The following is a 21,459-nucleotide window of genomic DNA, read 5'->3' as shown; positions in this document are numbered from 1 at the left end:
CGTTAATGTGAATTACCAAGCACTGTTTGCTTTGAAATTGTCTAAAATCGCTTGCAATGTTGCTTTGATTTCATCATTGTAATCGCCAGTTTTGGTTAATCCGTCCATAAAATCAGCATAATTATGTGCTGCATATTCTAAAAGGGCAGATTCAAAAGAAGCGATACGATCTAATTCAACATCTTCTAAATAACCAAATTCAACGGCAAATAACACTAATGCTTGTTGCGCAACGCTTAATGGAGAATATTGTTTTTGTTTCAATAATTCTGTTACTTTCTGACCGTGAGAAAGTTGTTTGCGTGTTGCATCATCAAGATCTGAAGCAAATTGTGCGAATGCTGCTAATTCACGATATTGCGCAAGTGCGGTACGAATACCACCCGCTAATTTTTTGATGACTTTAGTTTGTGCTGCACCACCCACACGAGATACCGAAATACCTGGGTTTACCGCAGGACGAATACCTGAGTTAAATAGATTAGATTCTAAGAAAATCTGACCATCGGTAATGGAAATTACGTTGGTTGGTACGAAAGCCGATACGTCACCTGCTTGGGTTTCAATAATTGGTAATGCAGTTAAAGAACCTGTTTTACCTGTTACTTTGCCTTGTGTGAAACGTTCAACATATTCTGCATTAACACGAGAAGCACGCTCAAGTAAGCGAGAGTGTAAATAGAATACATCACCAGGGAAAGCTTCACGACCTGGTGGACGGCGTAATAACAATGAAATTTGACGATAAGCAACCGCTTGTTTAGATAAATCATCATAAACGATGAGTGCATCTTCACCGCGATCACGGAAATATTCACCCATTGTACAACCTGCATAAGGCGCTAAATATTGTAACGCAGCAGATTCTGATGCAGATGCCACAACCACGATGGTATTTTGTAATGCGCCGTGTTCTTCTAATTTACGCACTACGTTAGCAATGGTTGATGCTTTTTGACCAATCGCCACATAGATACATTTAATGCCAGAATCTTTTTGGTTGATGATGGCATCGATAGCTAATGCGGTTTTACCTGTTTGACGGTCACCGATAATTAACTCACGCTGACCACGACCGATTGGCACCATTGAGTCCACCGCTTTATAACCAGTTTGAACAGGCTGATCAACAGATTTACGATCGATAACCCCTGGTGCGATAACTTCAACGGGCGCATAACCATCGTTTTCAATTTCGCCTTTACCATCAATTGGCTGACCAAGGGTATTCACCACACGGCCTAATAAACCACGGCCTACTGGCACTTCAAGAATACGTCCTGTACATTGAACTTCCATACCTTCAGAAAGATCAGTATAAGGCCCCATTACAACCGCACCCACCGAATCACGCTCTAGGTTAAGTGCCATTGCATAACGATTGTCGGGTAATGCAATCATTTCCCCTTGCATTACATCGCTTAAACCGTGGATACGAATAACCCCATCGCTCACAGAAACAATGGTTCCTGTGTTGCGTGGTTCGCTCACCACGTTAAATTCGGCAATGCGTTTTTTAATTAATTCACTAATTTCAGTCGAATTTAGTTGCATCTTTTATTCCTCTTATAATTGCAACTCATTTGCAAGACGAGCCAGTTGCCCACGGCTACTTCCGTCAATGACAAAATCATCTGTACGAATAATAACACCAGCAATCAGTGCATTATCTACGCTGCAATTTAATTTAACTTTACGAGCAAGTTTCTTTTCCATTGCGGCTGCAATTTTAGCTTGTTGCTCTGCACTTAATGGTTGAGCTGAGATGACTTCCACATCTGCAATCGCTTGGTGTTCACTCACATAATGTTGGAACAATGCAAATACCGCTGGAAGTACAGTTAAACGCTTATTTTCAGCCATTAACCGAATCAAATTTTGCCCATATTGATCAAGTTGGTCGCCACAAATTGAAATCACCGTATCAGCAACTTTGCTGGCAGATAAATCACCTGTTAGGAAATCTTGCATCTCTTTATTTTCAACAACTTGAGAAGCAAAATTTAGCATTTCTGCCCATTTTTCCACCGCACTTTTGTTTTGTGCTTGTTGCTCGATAGCAAAATCAAATGCTGCTTTTGCATAAGGGCGAGCTATGGTAGTTAATTCTGACATAAGCCCAACCTTCTTATAGTTCTGCAACTAATTTTTCAATAATGTCATTGTTTGCCGCTTCATCAACCGTGCGACCCACAATTTTCTCAGCACCAGCAACCGCTAAAGAGGCTACTTTCGCTCGTAATTCTTCTTGAACACGTTTACGCTCTGTTTCAATCTCAGCGTGGCCTTGTTCAATAATTCTTGCTTTTAATGCTTCCGCTTCAGCTTTCACTTCTTCTAAGATCTCGTTGCGACGTTTATTCGCTAAATCCACAATTTCTTGAGCTTGAAGTTTCGCTTGATTAATTTCTTGCTCCACCAAGGTTTTGGTTTCAGCTTGCTCTTTTCGTGCAACTTCTGCCGCCGCCAACGCATTAGCAATCGAGCTTTGACGCTCTTCAATCGCTTTAATAATGGGTGGCCAAACATATTTCATACAGAACCACACAAATAGTGCGAATGCTATAAGCTGACCAATTAATGTTGCATTTAAGTTCACAACGCCCTCCTCAATAATGTCATAAAATTTACCCCATCAGGGTAATGCTTGTTTGAATGAACCAAACTGACAATTATTGTAATAATCCGATGAATGGGTTTGCGAAAATGAAAAGTAACGAAATACCTACTGCAATCATTGCGATAGCATCAAGAAGACCAGCAACGATAAACATTTTTGTTTGTAAGCTGCTTGCTAATTCAGGTTGGCGAGCTGATGACTCTAAGAATTTCCCCCCTAAAATTGCAAAGCCAATTGCTGTACCTAATGCTGCGAAAGCAAGTAGGATTGATGCACCAATAATCGTAGCTGTAATTACAGTTTCCATAGTTTTCTCCGTTAGATTTAAGAAAGTCAGCCTGAGGCTGGGTTAGTTAATAAAAAATCCTTGTATTGCCTATTAATGTTCCGCTTTGTTGTAAGCGATACTTAAATAAACAATGGTTAGCATCATAAAAATAAAGGCTTGTAATGTAATCACCAAAATATGGAAGATCGCCCACGCGAGATGTAATGGGATTCCCAAAGACGCAATGGCGATATTGCCACTATACATTACGGCAATCAAAATAAAGATCAGCTCACCCGCATACATATTCCCGAATAAACGGAAGCCTAATGAAATCGGTTTTGCGAGTAAAGTTACAGATTCAAGAATTAAGTTTACTGGAATAAAAGCCCAGTGATTGAAAGGGTGAAGGGTGTATTCTTTCACAAAACCACTCAATCCTTTAGATTTGATGGTATAGAAAATAATGAGGAAGAATACGCAAATAGCCATACCAAGGGTCGCACTAATATCTGCCGTTGGAACCGCTCTTAAATAGTGAATACCGAATAGATTTGCCACTTGCGGTAAGAAATCCACTGGGATTAAATCGATGGCATTCATAATGAACACCCAGCAGAAAATGGTTAGCCCTAATGGCGCTATAACATTGCGTGGCCCGTGGAAATTTTCTTTTACCACGCCATCAACCCATTCTACGATCATTTCTACAAAGCATTGCAATTTGCCTGGTACGCCAGAAGTGGCTTTTTTACCCACTTTATAGAAAACGAAAAGGAAAATAATGGCAGATACCGCTGAAAAGAAAAGCGTATCTAAGTGAACGTGCCAGAAAGAATCCCCTGTTTTAAGAAATTCTAAATGGTGTTGAATATACCCTGCGGTTGTAAGGTCAGACATAGTTAATCCCTTGAAATATAAACTAAACTCTACAATATTTACTTACCATAAATGGCAACAAGTTATTTAATAATAACGCGAAAAAATAACCTGTAAAAAAAACCATATAGTTCATTGTTATCACCATTTTAAATGCCACGACAATAAAAATGATCGTACATACAAATTTTATTGCTCCGCCACGATAAAATCGCGTTAGTGGATTATTCTTCTTTTGCTGAAAAAAGAACATTACCCACACAAACAAGACATATGGCACAAAACTGGCTAAAAAACCGAGTAAAAATGACACCGCACTTTGTTGCAATGCCCATAAAAACAAAAATATGACAAGCATAACGAGTAATTCTATACTCAACACAATCAGATATTGTTTTTTTGTTTGTTTAATGATTGCTGACATTTGTCACATTGTTTAAAAATCAATCTAAAATTAACTTAAAAGAGTGAATTTATTATACGCAAGTTTTACGAGTATTCAACTTATAAAAAGCCCTAGAACATATTCATTTTATTATAAATTTGTTAAATTCTCAAAAAGATTTTAACCTTTACATAACAAAATTAAATGTCTTTCTGCTGATAATTCAGGAACTGTTAACTGGATCACATTTTTTATCACAAAATGTTCCGCAAGTTGCGACACTTCTTCCTGATGATACTGTCCTTTTAACGCGTAAAATAATCCCTTTTTCGCAACGAGATGTTCGCACCAATCGGTCATATCTCGCAGAGAAGCAAAAGCGCGGCTTAATACGCCATCAAATAATACTTCAGGCTGATAATCTTCGACTCGGCTTAATACTGGAACAACATTGGTTAAGCCAAGCTCTCGCACGGCGTTACGAATAAAGCTGATCCTTTTGCCAAGGCTATCTAATAAAACGAATTTTTTATCAGGATTAATAATGGCTAATGGCAACCCTGGTAGCCCAGGGCCTGTTCCCACATCAATAAAATTTTGCCCTTGTAAATAAGGACTCACCACAAGGCTATCAAGAATATGTTTCACTAGCATATCTTGCGGATCACGCACAGAAGTGAGGTTGTAAGCCTTATTCCATTTATCCAACAACGCCACAAGCTTAACGAGCTGATCTTTTTGCTGATCGCTCACAGAAAGTGCGGTGTTTTCTAGCAGCGAATTTAATTTGCTCTTGAGTTGTTCAATGTTAGCCATTATTCACCACGCTTTAACATGCCTTGTTTTTTCAAATTCACCAATAAAATGGAAATTGCCGCAGGCGTAACCCCTGATATTCGGCTCGCTTGCCCGATGGAGCTTGGGCGATGTTGCGATAATTTAGACCGCACTTCATTTGACAACCCTGCCACCGCAGCGTAATCAAAGTTTTCTGGAATCGCGGTATTTTCATAGCGTTTATGGCGTGCGATTTCTTCTTGCTGATGTTCAATATAGCCTTGATATTTAATCGCAATTTCCACTTGCTCCGCCGCTTCTTTGTCTTCAATCGCTGGAGCAAAGGGAGTTAATTGGGTCAGAGATTGATAATTTACCTCTGGACGGCGTAATAAATCCTCCCCGCTGGCTTCACGAGTTAATGGGCTGTTCAATAATTCATTAGCTTCCGCTAAATATTCTGAACGCGGGTGAAGCCAAATACTGCGTAAACGCTGGCGTTCTTGCTCAATGTTTTCCATTTTTTGATTAAAACGCACCCAGCGTTTTTCATCAATTAAACCCAGTTTATGCGCCGTTGGGGTTAAACGAATATCCGCATTATCTTCACGCAGCAATAAACGGTATTCCGCACGGGAAGTGAATACGCGATAAGGTTCTTTGGTGCCTAAGGTACAAAGATCATCCACCAACACGCCAATATAAGCTTGATCGCGATGTGGATACCAACTGTCTTTTTCTTGCACAGAAAGCCCCGCGTTAATGCCTGCCAGTAATCCTTGTGCGGCGGCTTCTTCATAGCCTGTCGTACCGTTAATTTGCCCCGCAAAGAATAAACCTTTAATCGCTTTGGTTTCTAAGGTAGGTTTTAAATCACGGGGATCAAAATAATCATACTCAATGGCATAACCCGGTTTGATAATACGTGCTTTTTCCATTCCTTTCATTGAATGCACAATGCCAACTTGCACATCAAAAGGCAAGCTGGTTGAGATCCCATTCGGGTAAATTTCATTTGACGTTAATCCTTCTGGCTCAAGATAAATTTGGTGGGAATTTCGCTCAGCAAAACGCATCACTTTATCTTCAATGGAAGGACAGTAGCGAGGACCGATCCCTTCGATCACGCCTGCATACATCGGGCTACGATCCAAATTATTGCGGATCAATTCGTGAGTTTGTTCGTTGGTATGAGTAATATAACAAGGGATCTGACGAGGGTGCTGATCCACCGATCCCATAAACGAAAATACAGGGAGTTTTTCATCACCGTGCTGTTTGGCTAACACATCAAAATTGATCGTGCGAGCATCTATACGAGGCGGTGTCCCCGTTTTCAAGCGATCTACACGTAAATTAAGATCTCTTAATCGTTGAGCTAAGCTTACTGAAGCAGGATCGCCTGCTCGACCACCTGCATAATTTTCCATACCAATATGGATCTTGCCCGATAAAAATGTGCCTGCGGTGAGGATCACCGATTTTGCACGGAATTTTAAGCCCATTTTAGTTTCCACACCTGTTACGCGATCTTGTTTAAGTAAAATATCGGTAACTTCTTGCTGAAAAATATCTAGATTAGGTTGATTTTCAAGGGCGATCCTAACGGCTTGACGATATAAAACTCGATCCGCTTGTGCACGAGTAGCACGTACAGCCGGGCCTTTACTGCTATTTAGGGTACGAAATTGAATCCCAGCTTGATCCGCCGCGGTCGCCATTAAACCACCCATGGCATCAATTTCTTTGACTAAATGCCCTTTACCAATGCCACCAATGGCAGGATTACAAGACATTTGCCCTAATGTATCTACATTGTGCGTGAGTAATAATGTTTTTAACCCCATTCGAGCTGGTGCAAGAGCGGCTTCTGTTCCCGCGTGGCCACCACCAATGACAATCACATCATAACTTTCTGTATAAAACATAATAACCTTATTGCCTGATTTGCTGTTAAATTTCAAATGTCTATTATGCGATCTTGCGTTATTTTATTTTGAACTTTAGCAACCATAATTTTGATCTTCATAAAAGTAACCACATATTCTACATTAAATTGATCAAGCCTGAAATCAGAGATTATGGATCTTGGGAAAATTTAATGGGATCTAGATAATGGGTAGAGAAAGATCTTTGCCTTATTAATATAAGATCTCTTTTTATATATAAAGATCTTATTATTGTTATTATAAGGATCGGAGATCCTTGTGGGTAAGACAAAAATCGCCTTGAAAATAAATCACTTAGATCCTTTTCGAAGTTGTTTAGATCTCAGGGTTAAACGGCGGTATTTCCTGTGCATAATAAGCTAAGTTATCCACAGGAAGCCTTGAGATTATTTTTGTTTACAGGGAAAACACAGAAATTAGACAAGTTTTTCTTTATTTATCCACAGGGTGAGGAAAACAATATAGAAAATAAACAAAAAGGGATCTGAGAGGGAAAAACCATCAGATCCCAAGATGGAATAGCTAGAAATGTTGTAAAAAAGTCGGGATCCAATCTTCCGCATATTGCTCTTGATCGTCCACCTCAAGCACATCAATTTTGAGTGGATCACAAATGGGGCTTGCTCCTTTTTCCATTAAGATCTTTGATACAATATTCACCGCATTGCAAAAGAGATCATAATCAGAATTTCCTAGACCTACTACAGCGAAACGGCGATCTGAAAGATCCGAATTTTGCGATTGAATTTCCGCAAATAAAGGTTGTAGATTTTCAGGTAGTTCACCCGCTCCGTGGGTGGAGGTAACTATTAGCCAAGCTGGTTCATTTTCCACTTCAGCCCAACTCGGGCCGTGTAAAAGTGCGGTGCTAATTTCTTGTGTTTTTAGCACCTCTTGTAAATGCTCTGCCACATATTCCGCCCCGCCAAGGGTGCTACCCGTGATTAAACAAAGGTGTTTTTGCATTTTCGCTCCTAAAAAATAAGGCTTAGATCTTCACCTAAGCCTTTATTTTTATTATGAATATTAAACATTATCAATGCGACCCAACAATGAACGCAAACGCTCTTGCCAATTATGGTGTTCACTTTTCAGTTGATCATTTTCTTTGCGTAATGAATCATTCTCTTGCTGTGATTGATTGTTTTTCTCTTTCAATTCTTCAACTTCTAATTGAAGTAATTCAATAGTTTCAACCGCTTGTTTAATTTTTTCTTCGAGCTGGTCTAAAATTTCTAAAGACATAATGGATTCCTTTAAAAAATGGTTGGTTAAGGTAAAACGTATACTTATTCTACCTGAGTTTATCTATTTCGCAAAAAATTTTACACTTTCCTAACGCAATCGTTTGCTGAGAGTGGTAAAATATGCCGATTTTTAATAAACAAAGAAAGGGTTAAAAAATGAATAGAGCATTAGCCATTGAATTTTCTCGAGTAACAGAAGCTGCAGCACTTGCTGGTTTTGCTTGGTTGGGGCGTGGAGATAAAAATGCTGCCGATGACGCAGCAGTGCAAGCGATGAGATTGATGTTAAATCAAATTGAAATGCGGGGTGAAGTGGTGATTGGCGAGGGGGAAATTGATGAAGCCCCTATGCTCTATATCGGCGAAAAAATCGGCACAAGGCAAGGGGAAGAGGTGTCCATCGCTGTTGATCCCATTGAGGGAACAAGAATGACCGCAATGGGCCAGCCCAACGCACTTTCTGTACTCGCCGCGGGCGGAAAAGATACTTTTTTACGTGCGCCTGATATGTATATGGAAAAATTGGTGGTTGGTCCTGAAGCAAAGGGAATGATCGATCTTAATTTGCCTTTAGAGCAAAATTTACGCCGTGTTGCCTCTAAAATGGGCAAATTACTTTCTCAGCTCACGGTGATCACACTGGATAAACCTCGCCATTCGGCGATCATCAAAACAATGCAGCAGCTTGGCGTAAAAGTAATGGCGATCCCTGATGGCGATGTGGCTGCATCTATTCTGTGCTGTTTGCCTGATGGCGGGGCGGATATGCTCTATGGCATTGGTGGTGCACCTGAGGGCGTGGTGGCTGCGGCGGCGATTCGTGCCTTAGGCGGTGAAATGCAAGCCCGTTTAATTCCACGTCATCAAGTGAAAGGTAATTCGCCAGAAAATCAATCCATTGCGGCGGACGAAATCCACCGTTGCCAAGCGATGGGGATTGAAGTGAACCAAGTGCTAAAATTAGAAGATCTGGTGCGTGATGATAATTTGGTCTTTTCCGCAACGGGCATTACCAACGGCGATTTGCTCAAGGGCATTCACCGTCGTGGCAATCTTGCCACCACGGAAACCTTGTTGATCCGCGGGCGTTCACGCACCATTCGCCGTATTCAATCGGTGCATTATTTAGACCGCAAAGACACCGCACTTTATCGTTTGATCGATGCCTAACAGGCAAAAGGCGGAAAATGCTTCCGCCTTACACCGCACATCATTTAAAAGTGCGGTGCTTTTTTTACCTGATTTTTCCTCATTCCCATTTCGCATCAATTTTCGCTAAATTAGCCAAAAGCCCAAAAATTTGCTATAATCCGCCCAATTTTTTATCAAGAAAAACAGAGAATTGTTATGTCGAATAATGTCCCAGAAAATTATGGTGCAAGTAGTATTAAAGTCCTAAAGGGGCTTGATGCCGTGCGGAAGCGTCCCGGAATGTATATTGGTGATACCGATGACGGAACGGGGTTACATCATATGGTTTTTGAAGTGGTGGATAATGCCATTGATGAAGCCTTGGCAGGCTACTGCTCGGACATTATTGTAACCATTCATTCGGATAATTCCGTGTCTGTGCAAGATGATGGACGTGGGATTCCTGTCGATATTCACCCTGAAGAGGGCGTTTCTGCCGCCGAAGTGATTATGACCGTGTTACACGCAGGCGGGAAATTTGATGATAACTCTTATAAAGTATCGGGCGGTTTGCACGGCGTGGGCGTATCGGTGGTGAATGCCTTATCCGATAAATTACAGCTCACTATCCGCCGTCAAGGCCACGTTCACGAGCAATTTTACAGTTTAGGCGATCCCCAAGCACCGCTTACCGTGATTGGCGAAACCAGCCAAACGGGAACGACGGTGCGTTTTTGGCCAAGCCCAAGCATTTTTACCAACACCGAATTTGAATATGACATTTTGGCGAAACGCCTGCGTGAACTCTCATTCTTAAATTCAGGGGTATCCATTCGTTTAATTGATGAACGCGATGACAAGCAAGATCATTTCCATTATGAAGGCGGGATTCAAGCGTTCGTGGAGTATCTCAATAAAAACAAAAATCCGATTCATCAGAAACCTTTCTATTTTTCCACCGAAAAAGACGACATCGGCGTTGAAGTGGCATTACAGTGGAATGAGGGCTATCAGTCAGAAAATATTCATTGTTTTACCAATAATATTCCACAACGCGACGGCGGCACACACTTAGCGGGCTTTCGTGCGGCATTAACGCGTACATTTAATGCCTATATGGAAAAATCAGGGCTGAATAAAAAAGGCAAAAATGACAAAGTAGAAACCTCTGGCGATGACGCACGTGAAGGCTTAGTTGCTATTATCTCGGTGAAAGTGCCAGACCCGAAATTCTCTTCACAAACCAAAGATAAATTGGTGTCCTCCGAAGTGAAAGGGGCGGTGGAATCAGCGATGAATGAGCGTTTGCAAGAATATTTGGAAGAAAATCCAAATGATGCCAAAATGATCGCCAGCAAAATCATTGATGCCGCACGTGCCCGTGAAGCCGCACGCAAAGCCCGTGAAATGACACGCCGTAAAGGAGCGTTGGATATTGCGGGGCTTCCAGGTAAATTAGCCGATTGTCAAGAACGCGATCCCGCCTTATCCGAACTTTACCTTGTGGAGGGGGATTCTGCGGGCGGTTCAGCCAAACAAGGGCGTAACCGTAAAAACCAAGCCATTTTGCCATTAAAAGGGAAAATTCTAAACGTCGAAAAAGCCCGTTTTGACAAAATGCTTTCTTCGCAAGAAGTGGGTACATTAATCACCGCACTTGGCTGCGGCATTGGACGTGATGAATATAACCCTGATAAATTGCGTTATCATAGCATTATCATTATGACCGATGCGGACGTGGACGGTGCACACATCAGCACCTTATTGCTCACCTTCTTTTATCGTCAAATGCCAGAGCTGATTGAACGTGGACATATTTATATTGCACAGCCGCCACTTTATAAAGTGAAAAAAGGCAAAAACGAAGAATACATCAAAGATGATGAGGCAATGGAACAATATGAGCTGAATATTGCTTTAGACGGTGCAGCATTGCACACCACTAAAGACGCACCACCAATGAGTGGCGTGGCATTAGAAAAATTGGTTGCCGAATACAATAACGTACAAAAAATGATCGCACGTTTAAGTCGCCATTATCCAGAAGCAGTGTTGAAAACCTTAATTTATCAGCCAGAATTAACGGTTGAATTAATGCAAAATGAAAGTGCGGTGCAATCTTGGGCTAAATTTTTAGTGGACACGCTGGTGGAAAAAGAAACCAGCGGTAACCATTATAGCTACAAGTTGGTATTCAATACGGAACGCCATTTGCACGAAGTGGTGCTAACCGTGCGTACCCACGGCGTGGATACAGACTATGTTCTAGGCTTCCAGTTCGTTAATGGCAATGAGTATGCACGCATTGTGAAGCTGGGTTCGCAACTCAACGGGCTGTTAGAGGCTGATGCCTATGTTTCTCGCGGTGAGCGTCAGCACCCTGTATCTTCCTTTGAACAAGCAGTAGAGTGGCTAGTAAAAGAATCTCGCCGCGGCTTGATGGTTCAGCGTTATAAAGGGTTGGGCGAAATGAATCCAGAACAACTTTGGGAAACCACAATGGATCCCGAAACCCGCACAATGCTACAAGTTACCATCAAAGATGCGGTGGCAGCAGATCAGCTCTTCACCACCCTAATGGGCGATGAAGTTGAACCCCGCCGTGAATTTATTGAATCTAACGCCTTACGAGCGAACTTGGATATTTAAATTTCAATTTTTACAATTAAGCCACTGATTTTAGTGGCTTTTTTATTTGAATTTTCTCTTAAAAACATCTCTATTTTGTGACCGCACTTTTCTTATTTTAATTTTTTTCTGTACTTTTCTAAGTCAATACCGTCGTTTTATTTATAAGCCTATTGTTGGAATAATGGGTTATTTGAGCGAAAATAAAAATATTTAATGATAATAATTTCTATTTTCGTTGTTTTGTTCTATACTTTCTGCATTCATCACTCTTTTTAATTAGGATAATTATCAATGCGTTATCAAACTCCATTTTTATTACTCTGTTTCGCCTATGCTTGTCCTGTTTTGGCTGAGCAGCTTGATGAAATTTTAGTGCAGGGACAGCAAACAGAAAGTCATTCACCCACTACCGAAAGAAAAAATCAAACTGTCATTCAAACTGAACTTATTAGGGATACGAAAGATTTAGTGCGTTATAGCACAGACGTGGGCGTAGCGGACAATGGGCGTTTTTTGAAGGGATTTTCTTTGCGTGGGGTGGAGGGAAATCGTGTCGGAATGAGCATTGATGGGGTGAATTTGCCTGACAGCGAAGAAAACACGCTGTATGGCAGATATGGCAATTTTAACCCTTCTCGATTAAGCATTGATACGGAGCTAGTGCGGACGATTGATATTGTAAAAGGGGCGGATAGCGTGCATTCGGGCAGTGGGGCGTTAGGGGGAACGGTGAATTACCAAACCTTAGAACCCTACGATCTGGTTTTTGATGGTAATCGTTTTGGTGTGTTACTGCGTACGGGATATGCGAGTAAAAACCGCGAATGGGTGCGAACCTCTGGGCTGGGTTATGTGGGCAAAAAGGTGGAGGCACTTTTGCTTTATTCGCAAAGAACGGGACACGAACTGAAAAGTAATGGACGTGGGGATAACATCAGCGGATCGAGCAGCCAACAGCCCGATCCATCTTCCCATCGCTTTCATAGCTATTTAGCCAAATTAGGCATTCAATTTAATGATCAGCATAAAATCGGTTTTAATCTCAATGGTCAGCAGGGACATCGCTATACTGATGAACGGAGCTACAATCTTTTATCAAGTGCTTGGCGTGAAGCGGACGATCAAAATAAACGCCTCAATGCCAATGTTTATTATCGCTATACGCCACAATCGGACTATTTAGCCTTTACCCAGTTAGATTTTGATTATCAAAAAACCGATCTTGCAGCAGTGAATTATAAAGGCGGGCGAAATTGGTTCACAGGAGAAAAAGAGCTTGATGAAGTGTTCGATCGCCGAATGAAAACCACTTTTAAACGGCTTTCATTTTATGCGGAAAGCGAGCCGTTGAACACGTTTAAGATCATCGGCGGAAGCCATACATTCGGCATTAAAATGGCGGCGAGTGAGCGTCAATTTAAAAATGACAACCTTGATACCTATATTTTTTCAAATTCTCGTCGGGATATTCAATACACCATTCAATATCCCGTTAAAACTACGCAATACAGCCTTGCATTAAAAGATGACATTGTATGGCTACCCGAAATTCACCAATGGCAACCTAAAATCACCACCCATCTCGCTTTGGGTTATGATTACACTAAATATCAGCCTCAATCCTTAAATGCCCCTTGCAGTGCGGCGTGTTTGGCTGAGGGTATGCCCACAAAAAGCCGCTTTATTAATTGGAGCGGGCTGGCAGGTATTGACATTCAAGCGACAGAAAACTGGACATTGGGCTATTTACTCAGCTCGGGCTATCGTTTACCGACGGCAACCGAACGCTATTTCACCTTTACCAACGCCTATGGGACGTGGAAATCTAACCCTGATTTAAAAGCAGAGCATAGCTTAAGCCATAATCTTTTTCTCAAAGGGGAAAGTTCGCTTGGGGTATTAGATATTGCCCTTTACCAAAGCCGCTATCGTGATTTTTTGTTTGAACAAGAAAGCCTGATTGAACAAACTCAATACGGGCGAACATTCCAAACCCCAATGCAACAAATGGTGAATGTGGATAATGCCAAAATTCACGGTATTGAAATTAAAGCACTGCTCAATGTAAACCAAGTGCTTCCCGTGCCTGAGGGCATAAAATTTATGGCTGCACTAGGTTATAGCAAAGGCAAACTATCCAATAATGCCAGTTTATTATCCATTCAACCAATGAAAGTAGTGCTGGGGTTAGATTATGAAGATCCGCAAGGAAAATGGGGAATTTTCAGCCGCCTGACTTATCTCGCTGCCAAAAAAGCGAAAGACGCGAAAGTTTTTGAAAACAAAAACCGTTGTATTCATTGGGAATATGATTATTGGTACGATAAAGAAATGTGTGCAAAAGAAATTATATACCAAGATATTGAAACTTATAAATATTTGAACAAATCCGCCTATACTTTTGACCTCTTTGGCTACTATAAAATTAAGCCAAATATTACCTTGCGGGCTGGGGTTTATAATTTATTTAACCGCCGCTACCACACTTGGGACGCATTACGCGGCATTAATGCCAACAGCACAACCAACAGTGTTGATCGCAATGGCTTAGGGCTGGAACGTTTCTATGCACCAGGGCGGAATTATAGTGCCTCAATCGAAATACGTTTTTAAACGCGATGCGATAAGGAAATCAACATTATGATGATTGATAAACGACTGATTCACACCGTAACAGACAGCAAAAAATGGATTGCAATCACGGTGTGGTGGAATTGGCTGGCGTTAATAGGTGGGATTATTAGTGCCGCCGCTTTTGCTCTGTGCTTGCAATGGGCGTGGCAGCAGCGGTTAGATCTGAAAAGTGCGGTGCTTTTTTTGAGCGTTTTTTTGCTGGCGTTGCTGTTGCGTGTGGTTGCAGGAAAGCGAGCGGTAACCGCGTCTTATCAGGCGAGTGTCAAAGTTAAACACCAGCTTAGAACGCTGATTTATCAAAAATTGGTATCAATGCCGCTCAACCAAGTTCAGCAGCAATCCACCTCTTCCATCATTCAAATCGCCTCTGAGGGCGTTGAGCAACTGGAAATTTATTTCGGACGCTATTTACCACAGCTTTTTTACAGCTTACTTGCCCCCCTCACCCTCTTTGCGGTGTTGCTCTGTTTTAATGTGCTGACCGCCTTGATTTTATTGCTTTGCGTGCCACTCATTCCCATTTCGATTATCGTGGTGAATAAAATCGCAAAACGCTTATTGCATAAATATTGGGCGGTTTATGTGGGGCTGGGGAGCAGTTTTTTAGACAATTTGCAGGGCTTGATTACGCTAAAAATTTATCAAGACGATGACTACAAAGCCAAGCAAATGGCACAAGAAGCCGAACATTTCCGCCATATCACAATGAAAGTGCTGACAATGCAGCTTAACTCTGTGTCGATTATGGATTTATTGGCTTACGGCGGGGCGGCTCTCGGCATTTTCACTGCGTTGTGGCAATTTCAAGCGGGGCATTTGACGGTGTTTGGCGTGGTGTTATTTATTCTGCTTTCTGCCGAATTTTTTATCCCCCTGCGTTTGTTGGGATCGTTTTTCCACGTTGCGATGAATGGCAAAGCCGCGTCAGATAAAATCTTCGCTCTGCTTGATACCCCCGTTGAGCAACCGCAAAGTGCGGTGGATTTTTGCGATAAAAATCCGCTTGAGGTGGAAATCAAACAGCTTGATTTTGCTTACCAGCCAGAAAAGCCGATTTTTCAACAACTTAGTTTAACCATTCCAGCCAATCAGCTCAGCGTTTTTGTCGGCGAAAGTGGCTGTGGAAAATCTACGCTGGTGGCATTGTTAATGGGCTTTTATGCCCCGCAACAGGGCGAAATTTGCTTTAATCAGCAAAATATCGTCGAGCTAAGCCGGACTTCACGTTATCAACGCATTAGCCTTGTTAGCCACAGTAGCTATATTTTCAAAGGCACGCTACGCGAAAACTTGCAAATGGCGAAGGAAAATGCCATTGATGAAGAAATGTATCAATGCCTGCAACAAGTGAATTTGGCGGAGTTTGTGCGGCAAAATGGCGGGCTTGAAATGCCGTTATTAAGTTGCGGAAGCAATCTTTCTGGTGGGCAAATTCAGCGTTTAGCCCTTGCTAGAGCCTTATTACATCAGGCGGATTGTTATATTTTTGATGAGGCTACCAGCAATATTGATGTGGAAAGTGAGGAAATCATTTTGCAACTCATTCAGCGTTTAAAAGCAGAAAAAACGATCATTATGATCTCTCATCGTTTAGCCAACGCCATTAATGCCGATCAAATTTACGTTCTGCAACAAGGCAATCTTATCGAACAAGGCACGCATCGCCAATTAATGGCGAAACAAGGAGCGTATAGCCGAATGTTTAATCAGCAAAAACAATTAGAAATGGTGAGCAAGGGGGCGAACAATGGGTAAAAATGGCGTTGTGATAATGTGGCAGTTGCTGAAATTGGTAATGCCTTTAGCCCATTTGATGAGTTTTACCATTATCACGGGCGTATTAGGCTTTTTGGCTGCCATTTTCATTATGGTGTTGGGGGCAATGGGGCTGGCAAATTTGATCGGCTTTAGCACGCATCTCAATTTAAGCCAAATTTTGACCGCACTTTTTATTTTGGCACTGGCTCGTGGCATTTTGCGTTACTTAGAACAAATGTCGGGGCATTATATCGCCTTCAAACTGCTCGCCTTGTTGCGGGACAATGTGTTCACCGCCTTACGAAAATTGGCATTTGTGAAATTGCAAGGCAAGCAAGCGGGGCAACTGCTTTCGTTAGTAACCAATGATATTGAATTATTAGAGGTCTTTTATGCTCACACCATCGCCCCGATTATGATTGCGATCATCACCTCTGCCATTTTGTTAGGCGTGTTTGCACATATTTCTCTATGGTTAATGAGCGTGGCTCTGCTGGCTTATTTCACTATTGGCTTTCTGCTGCCTGTTTTCACCACCAAAATGGCACGCGAAGAGGGACGGCAATATCGCCAGTTAGTAGGGGAGATGAATGATTATTTTCTCGATAGTCTGCGAGGAATGAAAGAAATCCAGCTCTTTAATCAGGCGGAAGCCCGCCTTGCTGCCATTCACCAACGTAGCCAAAATATCGATCAGGCTTTTTGGCGATTGAAACAGCAAGAAAGTCAGGTGCGGCGTTACAGCGAAATCGCCGTTTCGCTCTTTAATATCGCAATGCTATTTGTGGGGCTTGCACTGTATGCCACGCAACACATTGATTTTTATGGCTTATTGATCGCAGTGATTTTGTTGATGTCGAGTTATGGACCTGTGATTGCACTCAGTAATCTTTCCAATAATCTACTACAAACCTTAGCCAGCGGTGAACGTGTGCTAGGTTTGCTCGCCGAAGAACCCGAGTTGCAAGAGGTGCATAAGGGGAAAAATCTCGCTCAAATTGAGCGTTTATCTGGCGAAGACCTGCATTTTAGCTATGGCGATGAAATGATTTTATCCGCTATTCAATTCAGTCTAAACAAAGGGGAAATTTTAGGCATTCACGGGCGTAGTGGCAGCGGAAAAAGCACTTTACTCAAATTGATAATGCGTTTTTACGATCCACAGCAAGGGAAAATTGAAATTAATGGCAAAAATCTGACCGCACTTAATACTCAAACCTTGCGGCAAAATATCGCTTACATTACACAGCAAACCTATATTTTCAATCAAAGTATTGGTGAAAATATCCAAATGGCAAAGCGAAATGCCAGCCGTGAAGACGTGATCGAAGCGGCGAAAAAAGCGGCTATTCACGATTTCATTATCAGCCTGCCACAAGGTTATGACACCAAGGTTTCAGAGCTTGGGAGCAGTTTATCCGACGGCGAAAAACAACGCATCGGCATCGCTCGGGCATTCTTGCACAACGCCCCAATCATTCTGCTTGATGAACCCACCAGCAATTTAGACAGCCTAAATGAAGCAATGATTTTACAAGCCTTATTAAAGGTCAAAGCGGAAAAATTGATTATCCTCGTCAGCCACCGAGCGTCCACAATGGCGATTTGTGATAAGGTGCTTAAAATTGAGAATGGACGATTGTCATAAAGTTATAGTTATTTTTTGGCTCAACGTTTTGCCTTTAAACGATAGAAAAAATGGGCGATATGCCCATTTTTATCTTTTGTGTTAATGATATTGCATTATCTACGGCTAAATGTTTTTTACTAGCATCTAGCTACATCTCGTTTATATTTCAACAACAAGCGTTATTTTGTTGAATGAGATTGTTGTATATTTTCATTTGTTAAAGGTTTACCTTGATATTCTCCCGTTAAACTATATAAAAATTCAACAATATCATTAACTTGTTCTTTTGATAAACTTACGCCACTTTGATATTTCAACATCATTTCCACCGCCTGCGTTAAATCTTGTGCATTTGCATCATGGAAGTATGGAGCGGTAAGTGCAACATTACGCAATGTTGGTACTTTAAAACGATGTTTATCATAAGGATTTTTCGTTTGTGCAAAGCGACCATCATCAGCTTCGGTTAATGGTTTATTGCGAGCAGCAAAATAATCTGCTTTCAAACCCATTAATTCATAAGATTGACCACCTAAATTAACACCAGTATGGCAAGTATCGCATTTATATTGGTGGAATAACGCATAACCATTTTTCTGTGCTGCAGTTAAGGCATTTTCATCACCTTGCAAATAGTGATCGAAAGGACTATTTGGGGTAATTAAGGTTTTCTCAAATTCAGCAATAGCATCTGTAATAGTTTTTTCATTAAAACCTTCTGGATAGATTTTTTCAAAGGCTTGTTTAAGTGCTTCATCTTTATTGAGATTATCAACAATTTGTTGCCAATTTTCTGCTCCCATTTCTACGGGGTTCAATGGCGGACCGCCAGCTTGCTCCGCGAGATTTGCTGCACGGCCATCCCAGAATTGCACCACATTGAATGCGGCGTTATAAACGGTTGGAGCATTAATCCCACCTTTTTGCCCTTTTATTCCCGTTGAAGTGGCAAGATTATCCACACCTCCAGTATTTAAAGCGTGGCAACTGGCACAAGCAATTGTTCCGTCGCCTGATAAAGCAGTGCTGTGATAAAGCGTATTGCCTAGTTCTACTTTGGCAGGATTTACAGATAGATTTTGCGGTATCGGTTGCACAAAGCGTTCAGCTGATGTTCCCACTGTGTTCGCTGGAAGCTGATATTCTTGACGAACTTTATGAATCCAATCAAGCAATGTTTTTTTCTCTTGTTCATCTAAGCCCGATCCCCAATGAACCATTTTGAAAGAATGGATAGGCATTTCATTGTGTTGAATCACGCTTTCAAGTTTGGCTAAATCTGCCGATGAAATATGTTGGGGCTGCTCGAAGTTATTGGTTACATTATCCAGTAAAAAATGGGCTTGTCCTTGTTGAATATCTTTTTCCATTAACTCCTTTGCGAAAGGTAAGTTGAAATAAAATGGCATATTGGCATTACGACTATGGCAATATTGACAACCATTATGATAAAAAACGGTTTCTACAGCATATTGTTGAGCATTGGATGTTTGACTTTCTTGCAATCGGCGTTGCATCTCTTGCTTATCAAAATGGTGAATATATGCTACTGTGCCGAGATAAGCAGCAACACTTGCACCAATAAATGTGAATAACCACGATTGAGCTTTCATAAGATTCTCCTTTATAGAATAGAAAGTTAGGAATTATTGGCATAGTATTCATAATTGTGGATAAAAGAATATTGATAGAAATCAACAAATTTCATTGGTATATTCTATAGATTTAATAGATATAATTTTTGTGTGGTTATTAGTTTGGAAAATGTGAAGTAAAAAGTACCGCACTTTGAAACAAAAACAGCCACACATTCGTGGCTGTTTCTATTTAATTAAAAGTGCGGTCTTTTTTCCGACTAGTTTTTTTCTTTTGGCAGGGCTTTGATTGCGTAAATTAATCCGCCCCAAATAATAACCAACGCGACGGTCATCATAATAATTGCACTGGTACTCATTTGATTAATCCTCTTTTGTTTGATCATTTAGGCTAAATAATTCTTCGTGTTTCCATTTGAGGCGTGAGAGTAAGAAAGAAACCACAACCAGCCCAACAGCCATACCCCAACCAAAAATATTCACGAACCAAGATGGATAGCCTTCGTAGCCTTCAGTGAACACTTTTGCTCCTTCGCTTAACAACATAAAGGCGAGAATCCCTGTGGTTAGCACGATACATAAACGCCACAAAAAGCCTACTTTGAAAGACGAGGTTGCGTTTAAATGGCTTTCCAAGGTGCTGAGTTTTTCGTTCGTTACAATCGCGACTAAAGACACAAATGCCACTGCTACAATACCGAAATAGTTCACGAATTTATCCAATACATCAAGCATCGGCAAGCCTGTGGTTGTACCGAATAAAATCACAGAAACTAACATCATAGGCAAGCCTACGATAACTGTAACTTTTGTGCGACGAATACGTAATTTGTCTTGTACCGCAGAAATAATCACTTCGATCACCGAAATAAAGGAGGTTAATGCCGCAAAGGTGAGGGAAGCGAAGAATAATACGCCTAGCACTTCGCCGAATGGGGCTTTATTGATGATGGTTGGGAATGCGAAGAATGCCAAGCCAATTCCGCCTTTGGCGACTTCACTCACTTCTTGCCCTGAGGCGGTTGCCATAAAGCCAAGTGCGGCGAATACACCAATGCCTGCAAGCAATTCAAAACTACTGTTCGCAAAGCCGACGACTAAGCCATTGCCCGTTAAATCGGAGTCTTTTTTCAGGTAAGACGCATAGGTGATCATAATGCCGAAACAAATGGAGAGGGAGAAGAAAATCTGCCCGTAAGCGGCGATCCACACACTCGGGTCAGATAGTTTCGACCAGTTTGGCGTAAATAACGCATCTAAGCCTTTTGCTGCCCCCGGTAAGAATAAGGACGACACCACTAACACCACAAACATCACCAATAGCACCGGCATTAAAATAGTGGAGGCTTTGGCAATCCCTTTTTGTACGCCAAGGGCAAGCACGCCAAGTGCTACTAGCCACACGGCGATTAACGGCCCAACTACCATTCCCACAAATTCAAAGCTGACCCCTTGAGCAATATCGCCCATTTTTAAGAAATCGTGTAAGAAAAAGTCGATAGGCTTATCGCCCCAAGCGGCATTGAAAGAAAAATAGGTGTAGCTCGCAGCCCAGCCAAGCACCACCGCATAGTAAATCCCGATGATCACATTGACCATCACCTGCCACCAGCCGAAGGTTTCAAAATGGCGGTTAAAACGGCGATAAGACAGTGGCGCACCACCACGATGACGATGTCCGATAGCATAATCTAAGAATAATAAAGGAATCCCCGCCGTTAAAAGGGCGACAAGATAAGGAATGATGAAAGCACCACCACCGTTCTCATAAGTGGTATAAGGAAAACGCCAAATGTTTCCTAATCCCACAGCTGAACCGATGGCGGCAAAAATAAAGGCACGGCTACCTGAAAAGGTTTCGCGTTTCGCTGACTGTGTCATATTACCACCTATAAACGTTAAAGAAATGTGAATATTAAGCAAATATAGCGGAATATGAGTTTTAGTCAATAGTT

Annotated in this window: 18 protein-coding genes; 5 read left to right on the top strand and 13 right to left on the bottom strand. The window is 41.6% G+C overall.

Annotated features, from left to right (window positions below; translation table 11 throughout):
* Window positions 1–12: 12 nt before the first annotated feature.
* The 10 genes from atpA to HBL79_RS10920 all read right to left on the bottom strand — a co-directional run bounded on the left by atpA (window position 13) and on the right by HBL79_RS10920 (window position 8,123).
* Entirely contained in the window at window positions 13–1,554 is a 1,542-nt protein-coding gene (atpA, locus tag HBL79_RS10965; RefSeq protein WP_035688894.1) for a F0F1 ATP synthase subunit alpha, read from the bottom strand.
* Window positions 1,555–1,566: 12 nt separating this feature from the next.
* Window positions 1,567–2,115, bottom strand: a complete 549-nt coding sequence (gene atpH, locus HBL79_RS10960; protein WP_035688891.1) for a F0F1 ATP synthase subunit delta — start codon at window positions 2,113–2,115, stop codon at window positions 1,567–1,569.
* Between the two features lie 13 nt (window positions 2,116–2,128).
* Window positions 2,129–2,599 carry a F0F1 ATP synthase subunit B gene (gene atpF / locus HBL79_RS10955; RefSeq protein WP_017806727.1) on the bottom strand — a complete coding sequence of 157 codons (471 nt, stop codon included), beginning with the start codon at window positions 2,597–2,599 and terminating at the stop codon, window positions 2,129–2,131.
* A 73-nt stretch (window positions 2,600–2,672) separates the two neighbouring features.
* Window positions 2,673–2,927 carry a F0F1 ATP synthase subunit C gene (atpE, locus tag HBL79_RS10950; RefSeq protein ID WP_005539567.1) on the bottom strand — a complete coding sequence of 85 codons (255 nt, stop codon included), beginning with the start codon at window positions 2,925–2,927 and terminating at the stop codon, window positions 2,673–2,675.
* Window positions 2,928–2,999: 72 nt separating this feature from the next.
* Entirely contained in the window at window positions 3,000–3,788 is a 789-nt protein-coding gene (atpB, locus tag HBL79_RS10945; protein WP_035688888.1) for a F0F1 ATP synthase subunit A, read from the bottom strand.
* Window positions 3,789–3,810: 22 nt separating this feature from the next.
* A complete protein-coding gene (locus tag HBL79_RS10940) occupies window positions 3,811–4,191 on the bottom strand; it encodes an ATP synthase subunit I (RefSeq protein WP_035688885.1) in 381 nt (126 codons plus the stop codon).
* A 141-nt stretch (window positions 4,192–4,332) separates the two neighbouring features.
* A complete protein-coding gene (gene rsmG, locus HBL79_RS10935; protein WP_035688882.1) occupies window positions 4,333–4,968 on the bottom strand; it encodes a 16S rRNA (guanine(527)-N(7))-methyltransferase RsmG in 636 nt (211 codons plus the stop codon).
* The gene (gene mnmG, locus HBL79_RS10930; protein WP_035688880.1) at window positions 4,968–6,857 is read right to left on the bottom strand and encodes a tRNA uridine-5-carboxymethylaminomethyl(34) synthesis enzyme MnmG; all 1,890 of its coding nucleotides are present in this window, start codon (window positions 6,855–6,857) and stop codon (window positions 4,968–4,970) included. The genes rsmG and mnmG overlap by 1 nt, the downstream gene beginning before the upstream one ends.
* Window positions 6,858–7,400: 543 nt before the next feature.
* Window positions 7,401–7,844 carry an FMN-binding protein MioC gene (gene mioC / locus HBL79_RS10925; RefSeq protein WP_035688877.1) on the bottom strand — a complete coding sequence of 148 codons (444 nt, stop codon included), beginning with the start codon at window positions 7,842–7,844 and terminating at the stop codon, window positions 7,401–7,403.
* Window positions 7,845–7,904: 60 nt separating this feature from the next.
* Complete coding sequence (locus HBL79_RS10920; RefSeq protein WP_017806733.1) at window positions 7,905–8,123, bottom strand: cell division protein ZapB; 219 nt, start codon at window positions 8,121–8,123, stop codon at window positions 7,905–7,907.
* A gap of 158 nt (window positions 8,124–8,281) precedes the next feature.
* Here HBL79_RS10920 and glpX point away from each other — a divergent pair, with 158 nt between their 5' ends.
* The 5 genes from glpX to HBL79_RS10895 all read left to right on the top strand — a co-directional run bounded on the left by glpX (window position 8,282) and on the right by HBL79_RS10895 (window position 17,927).
* A complete protein-coding gene (gene glpX, locus HBL79_RS10915) occupies window positions 8,282–9,295 on the top strand; it encodes a class II fructose-bisphosphatase (protein WP_035688874.1) in 1,014 nt (337 codons plus the stop codon).
* A 177-nt stretch (window positions 9,296–9,472) separates the two neighbouring features.
* Window positions 9,473–11,905: a DNA topoisomerase (ATP-hydrolyzing) subunit B gene (gyrB, locus tag HBL79_RS10910; protein WP_046097199.1), complete on the top strand. Its 2,433-nt coding sequence runs from the start codon at window positions 9,473–9,475 to the stop codon at window positions 11,903–11,905.
* 273 nt (window positions 11,906–12,178) lie between these two features.
* The gene (locus HBL79_RS10905) at window positions 12,179–14,500 is read left to right on the top strand and encodes a TonB-dependent hemoglobin/transferrin/lactoferrin family receptor (RefSeq protein ID WP_046097200.1); all 2,322 of its coding nucleotides are present in this window, start codon (window positions 12,179–12,181) and stop codon (window positions 14,498–14,500) included.
* Between the two features lie 27 nt (window positions 14,501–14,527).
* A complete protein-coding gene (locus HBL79_RS10900) occupies window positions 14,528–16,276 on the top strand; it encodes an ABC transporter ATP-binding protein/permease (protein WP_046097201.1) in 1,749 nt (582 codons plus the stop codon).
* Window positions 16,269–17,927: an amino acid ABC transporter ATP-binding/permease protein gene (locus HBL79_RS10895; RefSeq protein ID WP_046097202.1), complete on the top strand. Its 1,659-nt coding sequence runs from the start codon at window positions 16,269–16,271 to the stop codon at window positions 17,925–17,927. The genes HBL79_RS10900 and HBL79_RS10895 overlap by 8 nt, the downstream gene beginning before the upstream one ends.
* A 161-nt stretch (window positions 17,928–18,088) precedes the next feature.
* On the opposite strand, the gene HBL79_RS10890 is transcribed toward HBL79_RS10895, so the two are convergent.
* The 3 genes from HBL79_RS10890 to HBL79_RS10880 all read right to left on the bottom strand — a co-directional run bounded on the left by HBL79_RS10890 (window position 18,089) and on the right by HBL79_RS10880 (window position 21,385).
* Entirely contained in the window at window positions 18,089–19,522 is a 1,434-nt protein-coding gene (locus HBL79_RS10890; RefSeq protein WP_035689106.1) for a cytochrome-c peroxidase, read from the bottom strand.
* Between the two features lie 242 nt (window positions 19,523–19,764).
* Complete coding sequence (locus HBL79_RS10885; protein WP_017806746.1) at window positions 19,765–19,863, bottom strand: methionine/alanine import family NSS transporter small subunit; 99 nt, start codon at window positions 19,861–19,863, stop codon at window positions 19,765–19,767.
* 4 nt (window positions 19,864–19,867) lie between these two features.
* Window positions 19,868–21,385 (bottom strand): sodium-dependent transporter, encoded by a 1,518-nt coding sequence (locus HBL79_RS10880; protein ID WP_017806747.1) that lies wholly within the window; start codon window positions 21,383–21,385, stop codon window positions 19,868–19,870.
* Window positions 21,386–21,459: the final 74 nt, after the last annotated feature.

The organism is Avibacterium paragallinarum, assembly GCF_011765605.1.
Classification (GTDB): domain Bacteria; phylum Pseudomonadota; class Gammaproteobacteria; order Enterobacterales; family Pasteurellaceae; genus Avibacterium; species Avibacterium paragallinarum.
This window is presented reverse-complemented; position numbering and strand designations above follow the sequence as displayed.